The organism is Microcystis sp. M20BS1 (assembly GCF_020245305.1).
GTDB lineage: Bacteria > Cyanobacteriota > Cyanobacteriia > Cyanobacteriales > Microcystaceae > Microcystis > Microcystis ichthyoblabe_A.
In genome coordinates this window covers 1-14,760 of record NZ_JADBUZ010000157.1, presented here as the reverse complement: position 1 = coordinate 14,760, position 14,760 = coordinate 1, and the positions used below count along the sequence as shown (strand labels likewise).

13 protein-coding genes and 1 pseudogene are annotated in these 14,760 nt (G+C 45.5%); 6 read left to right on the top strand and 8 right to left on the bottom strand.

Annotated elements, in window-relative coordinates:
• Nucleotides 1-541: 541 nt before the first annotated feature.
• Both IM507_RS15990 and IM507_RS15985 read left to right on the top strand, forming a co-directional pair.
• The gene (locus IM507_RS15990) at nt 542-1,198 is read left to right on the top strand and encodes a sigma-70 family RNA polymerase sigma factor (RefSeq protein WP_002750403.1); all 657 of its coding nucleotides are present in this window, start codon (nt 542-544) and stop codon (nt 1,196-1,198) included.
• 113 nt (nt 1,199-1,311) lie between these two features.
• Nucleotides 1,312-1,863 carry an anti-sigma factor family protein gene (locus tag IM507_RS15985; protein WP_002802237.1) on the top strand — a complete coding sequence of 184 codons (552 nt, stop codon included), beginning with the start codon at nt 1,312-1,314 and terminating at the stop codon, nt 1,861-1,863.
• 4 nt (nt 1,864-1,867) lie between these two features.
• Here the strand turns inward: IM507_RS15985 and IM507_RS15980 are convergent, their stop codons facing one another.
• Nucleotides 1,868-3,073: an acetate kinase gene (locus tag IM507_RS15980; protein WP_287637332.1), complete on the bottom strand. Its 1,206-nt coding sequence runs from the start codon at nt 3,071-3,073 to the stop codon at nt 1,868-1,870.
• A gap of 377 nt (nt 3,074-3,450) precedes the next feature.
• Between IM507_RS15980 and trxA the strand changes: the two genes are divergently transcribed.
• Together trxA and IM507_RS15970 are read left to right on the top strand one after the other, a co-directional pair.
• Entirely contained in the window at nt 3,451-3,816 is a 366-nt protein-coding gene (trxA, locus tag IM507_RS15975; RefSeq protein ID WP_130756766.1) for a thioredoxin, read from the top strand.
• A pseudogene (locus tag IM507_RS15970) lies at nt 3,785-3,886 on the top strand (thiol reductase thioredoxin); the annotation flags it as partial. The gene trxA and the pseudogene IM507_RS15970, both read left to right, overlap by 32 nt.
• Here IM507_RS15970 and dprA read toward each other — a convergent pair.
• Nucleotides 3,883-5,031 (bottom strand): DNA-processing protein DprA, encoded by a 1,149-nt coding sequence (dprA, locus tag IM507_RS15965; protein ID WP_287637331.1) that lies wholly within the window; start codon nt 5,029-5,031, stop codon nt 3,883-3,885. The pseudogene IM507_RS15970 and the gene dprA sit on opposite strands and share 4 nt — an antisense overlap.
• Nucleotides 5,032-5,466: 435 nt before the next feature.
• Here dprA and IM507_RS15960 point away from each other — a divergent pair, with 435 nt between their 5' ends.
• Both IM507_RS15960 and IM507_RS15955 read left to right on the top strand, forming a co-directional pair.
• Nucleotides 5,467-5,784 carry a DUF433 domain-containing protein gene (locus IM507_RS15960; protein WP_002735149.1) on the top strand — a complete coding sequence of 106 codons (318 nt, stop codon included), beginning with the start codon at nt 5,467-5,469 and terminating at the stop codon, nt 5,782-5,784.
• Nucleotides 5,774-6,106 carry a DUF5615 family PIN-like protein gene (locus IM507_RS15955; protein WP_069473892.1) on the top strand — a complete coding sequence of 111 codons (333 nt, stop codon included), beginning with the start codon at nt 5,774-5,776 and terminating at the stop codon, nt 6,104-6,106. Before IM507_RS15960 ends, IM507_RS15955 begins: the two co-directional genes overlap by 11 nt.
• A gap of 196 nt (nt 6,107-6,302) precedes the next feature.
• Here the strand turns inward: IM507_RS15955 and IM507_RS15950 are convergent, their stop codons facing one another.
• From IM507_RS15950 to cysK, 6 genes are all read right to left on the bottom strand, one after another.
• On the bottom strand, nt 6,303-6,542 hold the full coding sequence (locus IM507_RS15950; RefSeq protein ID WP_002797650.1) for a hypothetical protein: 240 nt from the start codon (nt 6,540-6,542) through the stop codon (nt 6,303-6,305).
• A 335-nt stretch (nt 6,543-6,877) separates the two neighbouring features.
• A complete protein-coding gene (locus IM507_RS15945) occupies nt 6,878-9,463 on the bottom strand; it encodes an SUMF1/EgtB/PvdO family nonheme iron enzyme (RefSeq protein ID WP_287637330.1) in 2,586 nt (861 codons plus the stop codon).
• 272 nt (nt 9,464-9,735) lie between these two features.
• Nucleotides 9,736-11,391, bottom strand: a complete 1,656-nt coding sequence (locus tag IM507_RS15940) for a family 2A encapsulin nanocompartment cargo protein cysteine desulfurase (RefSeq protein WP_042790613.1) — start codon at nt 11,389-11,391, stop codon at nt 9,736-9,738.
• Complete coding sequence (locus IM507_RS15935) at nt 11,384-12,316, bottom strand: family 2A encapsulin nanocompartment shell protein (protein ID WP_002735851.1); 933 nt, start codon at nt 12,314-12,316, stop codon at nt 11,384-11,386. The genes IM507_RS15940 and IM507_RS15935 overlap by 8 nt, the downstream gene beginning before the upstream one ends.
• A 76-nt stretch (nt 12,317-12,392) precedes the next feature.
• Nucleotides 12,393-13,352 carry a serine O-acetyltransferase EpsC gene (gene epsC, locus IM507_RS15930; protein WP_103113158.1) on the bottom strand — a complete coding sequence of 320 codons (960 nt, stop codon included), beginning with the start codon at nt 13,350-13,352 and terminating at the stop codon, nt 12,393-12,395.
• Complete coding sequence (cysK, locus tag IM507_RS15925; RefSeq protein ID WP_123230139.1) at nt 13,349-14,329, bottom strand: cysteine synthase A; 981 nt, start codon at nt 14,327-14,329, stop codon at nt 13,349-13,351. The genes epsC and cysK overlap by 4 nt, the downstream gene beginning before the upstream one ends.
• Nucleotides 14,330-14,760: the final 431 nt, after the last annotated feature.

The window sequence follows — 14,760 nt, the reverse complement described above, 5'->3', positions numbered from 1 at the left end:
TTTTGTTATAGAATTGCTTCTAAACGAGGCTTTTTTTGCTTGGCTTTCAAACTATTGTTTTGTCTAGGTTCCAGCGTCGTTTGTTTCGCTTCGCTTTCGCTTTGCTTCAACCGCGCATTTACCAATGTATCTAACTTCCCCTGGTTTGTCAACCCCTTTTGGCAAAATTTTTTGATCTTTTTTCTATTCCTTGCTACATAAGCTTTTCAGCTATTTCCCCTTTTTCTGGTGGGTTGTTTTTGTCTAGTAATTTTGTTCTAATTAGCTCTCGATGGCGGTGACAGCGTTTCTCATAGGTGGGAACTGTTTAGGCATCAAATAGGGATGCAGTGGCTGAAATAACTGCTTAGTAAGGTTTTCAGCCCCGTAGTCGAACGAGAAGGTCAAACATTGAATGCCCCGAGCAAATCTCAGTCCAGGAACTCGGTTCGATCAGTTAGAATCAAAACATGGGAAAAAAATTATTTATTTTCGGGAACCTTTACTGACTTCTCCCGTCCTCAACCTCTGAGTGAGGAGCTTATACCCTTGAGGAAATCCCATGAGTCAATCGATTCCAGCATCTTGGTCACTTGAGGCCAAAAAGTCTCAAAACCCCGTGTCCCCTGACAAACTCTCCAACTACGATCTAATTGCACGCTGTCAGGAAGGGTGTCAGCCGGATCGGGCAGCTTTTGCGGAACTGCTGCGGCGCTATCAGGCTCATGTTGATAAATTACTCTATCATTTGGCTCCCGATTGGCAAGATCGCGCTGATTTGGCTCAAGAGGTCTGGATTCGCGTCTATCGCAATATTAACCGTCTCCATGAACCCCTCAAGTTCCGCGGTTGGTTAAGTCGCATTGCTACTAATCTTTTTTACGACGAATTGCGGAAACGCAAGCGGGTTAATCACCCCATTTCCCTCGATGCTCCCCGACGCGTGGAAGATGGCGAAATCGATTGGGATATCGAGTCCGATTACCCCAGTCCCGATGAACATCTCACCACCCACGAATTCTACGATCAATTACAAGCGGCGATCGCTGATTTACCAGAAGCTTTTCGGACAACTATTATTCTCCGAGAAATTGAAGGCATGGCCTACGAAGAAATTGCCGAGATCACGGGAGTTTCTTTAGGAACTGTTAAATCTCGGATTGCTCGCGCTCGCGCTAAATTACAATCTGTTTTACAGCCCTATTTTACAGAAGGCTAAAGAATATTGTGGTGATTCGGCACTAACGGCCGAAGTGAGGAGTCGTTAAATTTAACTAGCTCCGTGCTGGTGAAAAGTGATTGCATACCGATCGCTTCTGGTCGAGGTCAACCATGAATAATTATCAACCCGAAGACGTTCAATGGATCAAGTCTTTGTTACGTCACGATGACAGCGATTGCAACTCCGCAACCGAGGATATTTTGTTCTTAGATGAGGATAACGAAGAAGCTGATCGTTTTGATTTAATTAGCGCCTATATTGATAACGAAGTAACGGTAGAGGAAAGGAAGCTAGTTCAGCATTGGTTAGACCATGATGCTGCCGCTAAAAAACTCTATCGGCAGCTCTTGGGATTACAAACTAATTTAAGGCAGATTCCCGCACCGGTTACTATTGCCAGCGACCGATTGGCAGAACAGGTGTTCAGAAAAGTCGATGGTCAGCGTCGTCGGCAATATTGTGTTTATGGTGGCGCAATTTTAACGGCTATGGCGATCGCTATTGGCTCCTACTTCGTCTCCGAACGCAATGATCCCCTCTCCCAAATGGCGAGCAGTCCGGGCAGTATTAGCCAAGAGGGAGACCATTTGATGATTGCTCTCAACCATCCAATTATGGAGATTCCCGCAGCGGAAAAGCCAAAAGAGAATGGCCAAAGGTAAGGATCTATGGGGATAAATGCCAGCATTCTCGTGCGATCGCCCAATCTTCCGCCGTAGCAATTACCATCACTCGCACTTTAGATGTCTCGGTGGCGATATCCTCATCCCGGGGACGAGCGGCATTTTTAGCTAAATCTAACTCTAAACCCAAAAAAGACCAGCCTTGACTGGCTTTTTCCCGTACTAAAGCTGAATTTTCGCCGATTCCTGCCGTAAATACCAACACATCCAACCCCTCCAGAGAAGCGATCATCGATCCGATTAAACTTTTCAGACGATGAATATACATTTCAAATGCTAATTTTGCCCTCTGGTTGCCTTCGGCCATCGCCGTGGTAATTGCCCGCATATCCCCAGAAATACCCGAAATTCCCTTTAAACCCGATTCTTTATTGAGTAAGCTATTTAAACTATCGGGATTATATTGATATTCTCGCTCTAGATAAATCAGAATCCCTGGATCGATCGAACCGCTGCGGGTTCCCATCATCAATCCCTCTAGGGGAGTAAATCCCATGGTGGTATCGATACTTTTACCCTCCTTGACTGCCGATAGGGAAGCGCCATTGCCTAGATGACAGATGACCATTTTCAAGGATTCTAGGGGTTTTCCCAACAATTCGGCGGCCCGTTGGGAGCAGTATTGATGACTGGTGCCATGGAAACCATAGCGACGGATTCCCAGTTCACTCCATTGGTAGGGAATGGGATAAAGAGAAGACTCAGGAGGGATAGAACGATGAAAAGCGGTGTCAAACACTGCTGCTTGAGGAACATCGCCCAAAACTTGCTCGATTGCCTCAATTCCTTCTAAATGAGCGGGATTATGGCTAGGAGCAAGGGGGATCAGCTTTTTAATCGTTTCTTTGACTTGGGGAGTGATCATGGTTGCCTGGGAATATTCCGTGCCACCATGGACAACTCGATGACCGACTATACTAATGTCGGTGAGATTGGCCACCACCTTAGTTGTTCCAGTTACTAAGGTATCTAACATCCGAGCAATTGCCGCCGGACGATCCTGACTAGAAAGATTAATTTCCTGTTTAATTCCCTGAGCTTTTACCGTTAAAACCGCGTAATCAGGGTTAACCGTCCAATCGATCCCCGCTGCCCAAATCGGTTGCGGAGGGTGGCAGGGGAGAATATCTAAATCGTATAAACAACTTTTTTGACTGCTCGATCCCGCATTTAAGACCAGAATTTTCATGGCAAAGCTCAATTAGGAGGTGGCTTGTGTTGATCATAATCAAACTCAGGTTAAGCCTAGATAAAATCGATTACTTTTGGGGTTTTTCTTCAGGAAAATTTTATCTGGCCGCCATCACCCATGCTTGACTCGGGCAATATTACAAAACTTTATCAAAAAAAAGTCAAAATAGAGCCTCTAGGGTTATAAAATACAAGAATGCCCCTTGTGAAATTGATCCAAGAAGCTACCTCTGATGCAAGTTAAGGCCTCTAAAGTGGATTTAGAGCTAGTTCTCGTCCTTTTCACCAGTGGAATGTCAACATCGCACCACGAATCTCTAGAATGGAATTTTTGCGTATTCTAGATAACCGTGATTACTAGAGGATTTCTTAAGTATGTCAGAGGTTACTGCCGTTACTGCCGTTACAGATGCCACCTTTAAAGATGAAGTTTTAGATAGTGCCAACCTTGTCCTAGTGGATTTCTGGGCTCCTTGGTGCGGCCCCTGTCGAATGGTGGCTCCCGTTGTCGAAGAAATTGCCAAAGACTTCAAAGGGCAAGTCAAGGTGGTGAAACTCAACACCGACGAAAACCCCATTATCGCTAGTCAGTACGGGATTCGCAGTATTCCTACTCTGATGATCTTCAAAGAAGGTCAAAAAGTTGATACGGTGGTCGGGGCTGTACCGAAAACCACTTTAGCTAATACCCTAACTAAACACCTGAAACCTGATGATCCTCAAAAGGGGTCAAAAAGTTGATCTAGTGGTCGGGGCTGCACCGAAAACTACTTTAGCTAATACCCTAAATAAGCATTTGGGGGTTAACTAGGTTTTCTGGTAACGCATACCGGGTAACTGAGTCACTAAACCTATTAATTCTAATTCCAATAGGATCCCCGCCACTTCTGAGGTGGGGATTTGCATTTTTTCAACAATAATGTCAAACAACAGGGCATCTCTGTCAAATAACTGATACACTTGTTCTAGTCTGGGTTCTAGATTCGCTGGAGGAGCAGCATTAACGACCGGGGATGTGTCTGGAGGGAGTGAAGGGGAGAGATTAACCGGTGCGGATTGGTTCGCGGTGGGAATTGCCCCCAACATTTGTAGTAATTTCTCCTCAGAAACGATAATTTCTGCTCCCTGATGAATCAGTTGTAAACAACCCCTAGCGGTGGCAATATCGGGAGAATTGGGTAAAGCATAGATATCGCCGCCAAATTCGTTGGCATAACTGGCCGTAATCAGGGAGCCTGACCTTTCGGGGGCCTCGATAACAATAGTCGCGCGACTTAAACCGGCGATAATGCGATTACGACTGGGAAAATGAGCTTTATTCGGTTGAGTTGCCGCAGGATGTTCACTAATGACTAAACCCTGCTTTTGGATGTCCGCGTGTAGCTGCCGATGACGACTAGGATAAACCACATCGACCCCCGTTCCCAAGACGGCAATCGTTCTTCCCCCTGCTTTTAAACAGCTTTGGTGTGCCTCGCCATCAATTCCTTCGGCCATCCCAGAAACAATAGTAAATCCCTGTTGGGCCAAAAGGGTACTTAAGCGCCGCGCCCAGCGCCGGCCGTGATCCGTGGGGTTACGAGTACCCACAATGGCGACGGTGGGGATATTTCCCTGATTTTCCTCTAAATTGACCTTTCCTTGATAGTAAAGTAAGGGGGGAGGACTGGGAATTTCCCAGAGAAAGCGGGGATATTCTGGGTCGCTAGGAGTCCAAAAAAGGGGGTTTTTCTGGATATGTTCGGCGAAAAGAGCTTCTGGGTCAATTTGCGATCGCCCTTCCCGTACCGCTACCATTAACTTTTTGCCAAATCCCGCCCCTTCTGCGATCGCAGAATCGGAGGCATTCCAGGCCACAGCGACACTGCCAAAATGCTGATAGAGTCGCTTCAGGGAAATTGGCCCAACTCCAGCAATACTTGACCATGCTAACCAATAAACGCGATCGTCTGTCAATTTGAAAAGCTCCTCAGACCAGGTAATATTTTCAGTCAGTTTTAACCGACTGCGGCCAGATGACCTTAATTTATTTTAATGTTGCCGGAATACTTTCCATTAGTTGTTGAGGTATTGTTGAGCCTCGTTAATGTCTTTCACTTTTTTAAAATGTGAATCAGTTGTTCTTGATCTTCTGGGGGAAGTTGTTCAGTTGCTTCTAGTATTTCTGCAAAAGTGGCTTGAGTCATGGTTTTAGTTGGTTATAGTGGTCTTTGGAGCCAATTGTAGCAGTAACGGTAGAATATGTTAGCATAGCGTAACGGATAATAATATGAAAATGTCTAAAATGTTTCACATTAAAAGGCACGTTAGGTAACGTATCCTAAAAGATCGGTGGTTGCGTTTTTTCAAGAAAAATGCTAGGATATCTAGAAGTAGAGTAAATGAGTTATTATGTCATCTTTAGTGCTTAAACAGCATATTGAAGTAACACCCGGTGTTTGTGGCGGTAAACCTCGTATTGCTGGACATCGTATTAAGGTACAAGACATTGTTATTTGGCATGAAAGAATGGCGATGTGTCCTGATGAAATTGTTTATAATTATCCAACGATTACTTTAGCTGATGTTTATGCAGCTTTAGCTTATTACCATGATCATCGAGAAGAAATTCGCCAAGATATTGAATCCAGCGAAAATTTTGCTAAACAGTTACAAGGGGATAAATCTTCATTGGTCGAAAAACTTTTAAAGGGAAATAATGGCCAATAAGCTTAAGTTTCACCTAGATGAAAGCGTCTCTAATGCGATCGCTAAAGGTTTAAGAATGCGAGGGATTGATGTTACAACTTCTCCAGAAAAAGGACTGATGGGGTCTTCCGATGAGGAACAATTAGCTTATGCTTTATCGCAAGGCCGAGTCATTTTTACTTTTGATGATGATTTTCTGGTTTTGTCTTCAATGGGATTAGAGCATTGGGGGATTATTTATTCACATCAACGTCAATCTATTGGCAAAATTATTAGTAATTTAGTTTTAATTTGGGAATGTTTAGAGCCTGATTATATGTATAAAAATGTTGAGTTTTTATAAAAATCATAATTCAGAGAAAAAAGGTAGGTTGGGTAACGCAATTTACAAGATTGAATCTTTACACTGTGATTATATTCATTACAATCCTGTGCGGCATGGGTTATGTTGATAGCCTCCAATTTGATTGGTTAGGCAATAAGCAGGACGAACCTTACTGGAAGATAAATCGTCGAAGGGAAATCGAATTAATACGATTTTACCCTTCATTAGTTACAGGTTGTCCATCGTTAAGGGTATAAATATCTTCTTCGGTATCTTGCAGAAAAGCAAAGCTAGGGTTATGGGAAACGGCATCTAGCCAGTTTTTTTCGTTCAGTTCATCCTCCGACATCAAAAGAATGACGCGCACAAACCGATCTTTTTCTTGGGGAATAGGATGATCAAGTTGAATTTGTCCTTGGGTATTGAGGATACCAGTGGTTTCAATCGCACGCATAGCAAAACCTAAAAGAAGTAATTCGATTCTAACATTAAAGTAACCTTGAAAAGCGGTGATGGGCAACTACAGCGATCTCCATTCTCAGGCTCGCCCTATGGCTCTCCTCGATTTTGTGTGATAATTAGTGCTGATTATTCCTTGTAGTTTTGCCAGACAAGGCTTTAAAGACTATATTTCCAGAAAATTATCGGCTGCATCTCCTATTTGTGACTTTCCCTCACCTATAGGTGAGCAGTAGAAGTTATTCAAAGAGGGCGAATGCAATTCGCCCCTACAATAATATTATTGCGCCAATAGTGGCCCCCAACTGATAAAAGTTAACTGTTAACTGATTAGGGGAGATCGCACACAACACGAAAACCGATATCGTGGTTGCAAATTTCGGCAACGCTTCTGCCTCGATATGCTGAGCTATAGGCCAAAGAGTCGCGGAACCACGAACCGCCACGCCGTATTATTGATGACGCATTAGTTATATTGTTATCTGTCCATGGAATACTGCCATTTTCTTTAATATTGTCTGGTTTGTCAGCATAACTTTCATGATATGAATCAGCACACCATTCCCAAACATTGCCGTGCATATCATAGATTCCCCAAGGATTAGGCTGTTTTTCCCCAACAGGATGGGTCGTATTATTTGAATTAACAGTCAACCAGGCATAATCTCCTAGTTGCTCTTTATCATCGCCAAAACTAAATCGGGTTTTTGTACCAGCGCGACAGGCATATTCCCATTCTGCTTCTGTAGGCAAACGGTAGTTTTTTCCGGTTAACTGGCTCAATTTTTCACAAAAAGCTTGAGCATTAAACCAAGTAACAAATTCTACCGGGTTCTGGGGATTTCCTGAAAACCTGGAAAGATTGGTTCCCATCACTGCTTGATACTGTGCTTGGGTGATAGGATATTTGCCTATCTGAAATGCTGGCACAATTACTTCATGTATCGGTTTTTCCTGGTCATACTCATTAGAACCCATGTTAAATTTACCGGCGGGTATATCCACCATTTCTAGGTTAAAGTCTGGAGGCAATGAGGGAATATTTTGGCTAATTTTTATATTTTTGGAAATTTGTTTTCGTTGAATAGGCCCACTAGCTGAATAAACACCCGATTGATAAGGTACCCGAATTACCTTGGGTGATACTTGTAATAATTTATCAACATTTACCTCTGCCAAGCTAAATTTAGAGTTAGCTGCCGATTTTTCATGACCGTAAGCCATTAAAGCTTTAAGCTTAGTATGACTACCCCAATAGCGAATCGACTCTTCATATTCTTTGGTTTTTTCTTCATCTAGTGCAAATTCTTCTAATTTTGCTAAAATTTGCTTATCATTTTCTAAATCTGATAATAACAATGGCCATTTTAAACTAATCGCAGTAAATTTGCCTAACTTTTCAAAAGTCAAAGAAGGCTCTAACAAATAATAATTCTCGTCTCGCTTCTCAAAAAATAAACCAGTTTCATTAGCGATATAAACCTTGAGACGAAAGACATTGATAAAGTGTTTAATCCGTCGCGGATTGTAATCCAATGCGGGAGCTACCATCATAATGACATTCCGCTCTCGCTCTAATCGCTTAATTACAGATGCTCGTGCTTTCTCTTTTTCGGTTTGTTCGGATTCTATCGAAGGATTATCTAGAAACAAGTTTTTTAAATCACTTGTCTGATTACTTGTTGCGGAAGTGAGATGCTTTTGCGAATTATTTCTCTGGGGTAAAGCTAACTTAAACTTACCCCAGAATGACTGAAAAAATGTAAAATGAGGTTTAGCTGGCTGTAAATTGGGAGGAGTTGAAGTAGCAAGCTGAGTCAAAAAACGCTCAAAATCTGACTGGGATGGTTGGGGAACTAAAAAGGGAAGCTGGACAAACTTTTCAATAAAGGTATAACCATAAGCTAACCCTTTATTAGCACTACGTCTCGCTAAAATATCAGGATCAATTTCTGTGGTTTCCGACGGTAAATACTTGAGAATATTTTCGTATTTGACAGCTAAACTAGCGGCTACTTTTTCTCTGTCCATTCCTAAAATAAACACCACTGAAGGATCATCAGCAATCATCAAGTTAATCGCTTGCATCAAGTCCGCTGATTTTGGATGTTCACAACGATCTAAATCGTCAATAAATACATATACCCGATCATTGCCAATATAAGCATCGACAATTTTAGCAAAATCTTCATGAAATTCTTCTACAAATGCCGATTGTTTTTTATAATCTGGGGCTTCTATATATTTAATTAGGTTGTTTTTAGGGTTTTGTAGTAACCTTTGAAAATTTCTCAATAAACTCTTAATACCAGCGAAAATACCTGCTCCTGATAAGGTTAAACCGACCGCAGTAAATAATAACTTAACAACTGAATTAATTTTGCTCCAAAAAACATCTTGAGAGGTTGTTGCTCTGATTAATTCGTTAATTCCTTCAACTCCATAAATGATTAAAATAAAGGGAATGGCAATTGAGGCACAAATCACAAAAATTATTACTGGTAAAGCTTTAATTAATTCAAATAAGCCTTTTTCTAGGTTAAAACGCAATAATTGTAATTTAAAGTATCCTAGGATAATTCGAGGCAAATCTCGCCAATTTTTGGGCGTAGAAATCTGCTTAATAAAAGACAGTGCAAAAGCCGCCCATACCGACTCCGCCTTATCGTGTCGCCAAGCATTAAACCAAACCGTCCGACCTCCCTTTTTTCGTAAATATTCCTCTAACATTTTCATAAAAGAAGACTTGCCACTACCCCACTCTCCCTCAACCGATAAAGTTAGGGGTGGTTGTGTCTGCTCATGCAACAAAAATTCAGCGATCGCTATTACATAAGGCTCAAATCCGAGAGCATCATTATTAGTAGCTTGATCGCTGACGCTAGTATTGCGGATAGATTCAGGAGAATCGGACATGGTAGTCATTTTTAGGTGACAGAGAACGGAGAGTAAAATAGATTACCCTAAGTAAGTGGTTCTAATTATACTAAATCTGGTTATTAAAAACTGATTATTTATTCCCCCTTTTGCCTCTTTAGGAAAGTCAGACCAATCCGTTTTTAATAAGAGAATTAACTCCCAATCCAACTTGAAAAACCCGCTCCCCACCCTCCTATACATTTTAAATAGGTGGCAGTTTAGGGAGAACTGGAATAGGTGTACAAGCTGCCCCACCCATGACCGTCAGTTTATTGGCGTTGGAAACGTTCCAACGCAGCCACCAGCGCATCCACCTCGGCTTTAGTATTGTAGAAAGCCAAGGAAGGGCGCACCGTTGCCTCTAAACCAAAGCGTCGCAGAATAGGTTGAGCGCAGTGATGGCCTGCCCGCACGGCAATCCCTTCCCGATTCAGGGCTTGTCCAATCACTTCCACATCAAATCCCTCTAGCACAAAGGAAAGCACGCCGGCCTTATCGGCTGCCGTCCCAATCAAACGCAGGCCCGGGATGGTTGTCAGTCCCGCAGTGGCGTACTCCAGAAGTTCATGCTCATAATTGGCAATGGTGGTCAAACCAATCTGCTGAACATAATCCAAGGCCGTCCCTAAGCCAACGGCATCGGCAATATTGCCCGTTCCAGCCTCAAAACGAGTGGGAGCCGCCTGATACACGGTACGCTCAAACGTCACATCCACGATCATGTTGCCGCCGCTTTGCCAGGGAACCGTGGCATTTAACAGGTCTTCTTGACCATAAAGTACCCCGATCCCTGTGGGACCAAAGACTTTATGCCCGGAAAAGACGAACCAATCACACCCTAATTGTTGAACATCGATCGGAATGTGGGAAACCGATTGAGCGCCATCTAACAAGACTTTGGCCCCGACCCGATGGGCCAAGTCAATGATTTGTTTGGCGGGGGTAATGGTTCCCAAGGCATTAGAAACATGGGAAAAAGCCACCAGTTTTGTGCGGGAGTTGAGTAATTGTTGGTACTCTGCCAGTAAAATCTGCCCGTGGTCATCGACGGGGACAACCCGCAATTTTGCTCCCGTTTGGGCGGCTAGTTGCTGCCAAGGCACAATATTGGCATGGTGTTCTAGATGGGTGAGGACAATCTCATCCCCCGCTTGCAGGGTTTGTTGTCCCCAGCTTTTTGCCACCAGATTAATGCCTTCCGTTGTTCCCCGCACGAAAATGATTTCGTTAGCAGATGAGGCATTGAGAAAACGGCGTACCGTTTCTCTGGCCGCTTCGTAAGCATCTGTGGAACGGGCCGCTAATTCATGGGCGGCACGATGCACATTGGAATTTTCATGGCTGTAGAAATGAACGAGGCGATCGATGACTGCTTGGGGCTTTTGAGTTGTTGCGGCATTGTCGAACCAGATCAGCGGTTTGCCATTCACCCGTTCTTGCAGGATAGGAAAATCCAGGCGAACGGTATGAACATCAAAGAAGCTGGGTCGTTGAACGCTTCGCCCGCTGGCATGGGGGACAAAAAGGGGATCGATCGCTGGGACTTGAACAAGCTGGCCCGGTTTGGCCACTACCGCCGGAAGGTCGGGGATTTTTGTTTCTAACTCTTCAATGAAGTAGAAAGAGGGGGTTGCTAAGGGTACAGCCAAGGGAACTGTGGGCCGTTCGCCCACAGCAGCCGGGGAGGTTGCTGCGGCGGATGGCACCAGATAATCCCGATCTGTACTCAACCCCTTCGCCACCTCGGCCTTAAGGTCGTGCCGTTGTAGTTCTTGAATTATCGTCTGGGCGAGATGCTCAAGAAGGTCAGGTTGAAATAAGGGGTTAAGAGAAATGTTCTCGACCTCAGTTGGGGCAGTCGTGGGCGGGGATACAGAGGGTAGATTCCCCCCCGCCTTTTCAGGGATCAGTTCGGGGTTAGTCATAGTCGTAGATGTGGTATTGGTTGACATCAACGTTCTCCAGTACGGCCGCTGCGTCGTCGGTCAACACTGCCAACGAACAGTAGAGGGAGACCAGGTAAGAGGCGATCGCCTTGCGACTAATCCCCATAAATCGCACCGACAAGCCAACTCCCTGTTGACCGGGTAAATTGGGCTGATAGAGACCGACCACCCCTTGACGGCTTTCTCCTACCCGCAATAACAAAATATTGGTTTTGCCTTGTTCATTCACAGCCAACTTATCGGAAGGAATCAAAGGCACGCCCCGCCAGGTAATAAACTGAGACCCGAATAATGACACCGTGGCAGGGGGTACACCCCGTCGGGTTGCTTCTCGGCCAAAGGCCGCGATCGCTTTAGGATGGGCGAGGAAAAATGCCGGTTCTTTCCACACCTTCACCAGCAACTCATCCAAATCGTCCGGCGTGGGCGCACCATTGCGAGGTTGCACTTTCTGGGAATCAACAATATTGTTGAGCAATCCGTACTCATGGTTGTTGATCAACTCATTTTCTTGACGTTCCTTCAGCGTTTCAATCGTCAGGCGCAATTGTTCATGGATCTGATCGTGGGGACTGCTGTAGAGATCGGACACGCGAGTGTGAACATCCAGTACCGTATTCACCGCACTCAAGAAATACTCCCGGGGGTTCTCTTCGTAATCCACAAAGGTTTCGGGCAGCTCCCGCTCATCTCGTTCAGAGCAAGCCACCTCAACCCGGGAGGCATCCCTGACTTTGTTGAGACGATAAATCCCCGCTTCAACGGGTAGCCAATGCAAGAGGCGAACGAACCACCGGGGCGAAATGGTCAATAACTGAGGAACGGTCTTTGTGGCATTGGCCAACTGCCGAGCGGCAGCATCTCCCAAAGCCAGTTGCAATTCATGATCTTGGGTATAGGTCATTGAGTTAAATCCTCCAATTCAAAAAAAAGTAACAAAGCGACTGTTATGGCCGAACATTCACAGCCCGGACAGCCCCTCAAATTCCAGAGCCGTCATCAAACATTTCCTGTCGTAGTTGCGCCTGGGAGACAAAACCCCCCGGCGGCACACTGCGGGTTAACCAAACATTTCCACCAATGGTTGCGCCCCGACCGATAGTTACCCGACCGAGAATCGTTGCACCTGAGTAAATCACCACATCATCTTCAATAATCGGATGACGGGCTTGACCTTTGATTAAACTGCCCGATTCGTCCCGGGGAAAACTTTTCGCCCCGAGCGTGACCGCTTGGTAAAGGCGCACGCGATCGCCAATCACCGTGGTTGCCCCAATCACCACCCCCGTCCCATGATCGATAAAGAAACTATTGCCGATCGAGGCGCCGGGGTGAATGTCAATCCCCGTTAAGGAATGACCAATTTCACTGATAATCCGCGCCAACAGGGGCGAGTCCAACCGATACAGGGCATGGGCAATGCGGTGATAAGTGATGGCCGTTACCCCGGGGTAACAAAACAATACTTCATCTAAATTTCTGGCCGCCGGATCACCTCGATAGGCCGCCGTGATATCGGTTTCCAGTAGAGCCTTCAGATGAGGTAATTGAGTGGCAAAGGCTTGTACCGTTCCTTGGGCGTGCTTCTCAATCTGGTCTGACGACCAGTGCAACTGCGACCCCAGCAACCACTGTTCGCGACAAACCTGGTGATGCAGCAGTTGCAAGACTTCATTGAGGGTATGACCGATAAAATAGCGGCTGGACGTTTCGCCTAAATCGGGATTGCCAAAGTGATAGGGAAAGAGAACGGCACGCAGTCGATCGACAATCCGAAATAAGGCCTCACGGGAGGGCAAGGGGAAATGGCTTCGTGATTGAGACCAACTGTGGAACGACTCGCCACGAGGTTTAGACAATTGAGCGATAATTTCATCGAGATCCAAGGACAAGGTGGGTTGGGAGAGAGCGCTGGAACTGCTCGGATGCTCGCTCGTCATGCCACTAACCCTTGCTCATTAAATACCCCCTGGAACAGGATGGAACTCAAATACCGTTCTCCGGAATCTGGCAAAATCACGACAATGGTTTTGCCTTGGTGTTCGGGTTGTTGTGCCAAACGAGCGGCGACGGCGACGGCGGCACCGCAGGAAATGCCCGAGATAATCCCTTCTTCCTTGGCCAACCGTTGGGCATAAAGAATGGCCTCTTCGTTGGAAACGGTTTCAATCCCATCCACGAGGGATAAATCTAGAACTTCGGGAACAAACCCCGCCCCAATGCCCTGAATTTTGTGAGGGCCGGACTTTAAGGGCTGACCTGCCCGGGCTTGGGATAGTATGGGGCTGGCTTCTGGCTCCACCGCTACCGATAAAATCGGTTTTCCTTGGGTTTTTTTGATATAGCGCGAAACTCCCGTAATGGTTCCGCCCGTTCCCACACCCGACACGAGAATATCGATCGCCCCATCTGTGTCCTGCCAAATTTCGGGGCCGGTGGTTTCCTCATGGATGCGGGGATTGGCAGCATTACGGAACTGTTGCAACAACACATAGCGAGTGGGATTAGACGCGGCAATTTCTTCTGCCTTTGCCACCGCTCCAGTCATGCCTTTAGTCCCTTCTGTTAACACCAGATTGGCTCCATAGGCGAGCAACAGTTTGCGCCGCTCCAAGCTCATGGTTTCAGGCATGGTCAGGGTTAGGGGAATCCCCTTAGCGGCGGCTACAAAGGCCAGGGCAATGCCTGTATTGCCACTGGTGGGTTCCACCAGTTCTTTGCCCGGCCCCAATAGTCCCCGTTGTTCTGCATCCCAGATCATGGCCGCACCAATACGACATTTGACCGAATAGGCCGGATTGCGACCTTCAATCTTGGCCAGAACCGTGGCGTGATTGTTGCCAACGATTCGATTAAGGCGCACTAGAGGAGTCCGCCCGATCGACAAACTGTTATCTGCGAACCATTTCTTACTCACAAAATGGCAACTCCATGATCAAAATACGACAGTTCACCAGATTGGCTCATCTTGAATTCATTTGAAATTCATTTTGAATCCATTTACAATTCACCTTAGCCTACGCACTATCAACCTCTGGTTAAGCTAAACAAATCTTTACAATCAAGCGGGGTCGGCCGCTGAGGTGGAAGAATCAAACCCACATTCCGCACCCTCAACTGTCACATAAGCTGTCCCCCTCCAGAGACTTGAGTAAAAATACTTAGCTGGTGAAGGTTTTCTCGGCACCAGCTAGGGGGGCTTTGAGACCCTAATTATGAAAAAATAGGAATTGTTGGAAAACTGAGGCGAGTGGACTGTTCGACCAGGAATCAATCAACAGAAATTGAAGTCAAAAATCTAGACCATCTGGGATTAGTAGCCGGAATTATCGATGAAATAGGAATCGT

What these genes read in the sequence shown, in the direction of transcription:
- IM507_RS15950 (WP_002797650.1), bottom strand. Translation starts at nt 6,542, where the DNA reads ATGCGTGCGATTGAAACCACTGGTATCCTCAATACCCAAGGACAAATT.
- IM507_RS15960 (WP_002735149.1), top strand. Translation starts at nt 5,467, where the DNA reads ATGTCATCTTTAGTGCTTAAACAGCATATTGAAGTAACACCCGGTGTT.
- epsC (WP_103113158.1), bottom strand. Translation starts at nt 13,352, where the DNA reads ATGACGAGCGAGCATCCGAGCAGTTCCAGCGCTCTCTCCCAACCCACC.
- IM507_RS15935 (WP_002735851.1), bottom strand. Translation starts at nt 12,316, where the DNA reads ATGACCTATACCCAAGATCATGAATTGCAACTGGCTTTGGGAGATGCT.
- IM507_RS15990 (WP_002750403.1), top strand. Translation starts at nt 542, where the DNA reads ATGAGTCAATCGATTCCAGCATCTTGGTCACTTGAGGCCAAAAAGTCT.
- IM507_RS15985 (WP_002802237.1), top strand. Translation starts at nt 1,312, where the DNA reads ATGAATAATTATCAACCCGAAGACGTTCAATGGATCAAGTCTTTGTTA.
- trxA (WP_130756766.1), top strand. Translation starts at nt 3,451, where the DNA reads ATGTCAGAGGTTACTGCCGTTACTGCCGTTACAGATGCCACCTTTAAA.
- IM507_RS15940 (WP_042790613.1), bottom strand. Translation starts at nt 11,391, where the DNA reads ATGACTAACCCCGAACTGATCCCTGAAAAGGCGGGGGGGAATCTACCC.
- IM507_RS15980 (WP_287637332.1), bottom strand. Translation starts at nt 3,073, where the DNA reads ATGAAAATTCTGGTCTTAAATGCGGGATCGAGCAGTCAAAAAAGTTGT.
- IM507_RS15945 (WP_287637330.1), bottom strand. Translation starts at nt 9,463, where the DNA reads ATGTCCGATTCTCCTGAATCTATCCGCAATACTAGCGTCAGCGATCAA.
- IM507_RS15955 (WP_069473892.1), top strand. Translation starts at nt 5,774, where the DNA reads ATGGCCAATAAGCTTAAGTTTCACCTAGATGAAAGCGTCTCTAATGCG.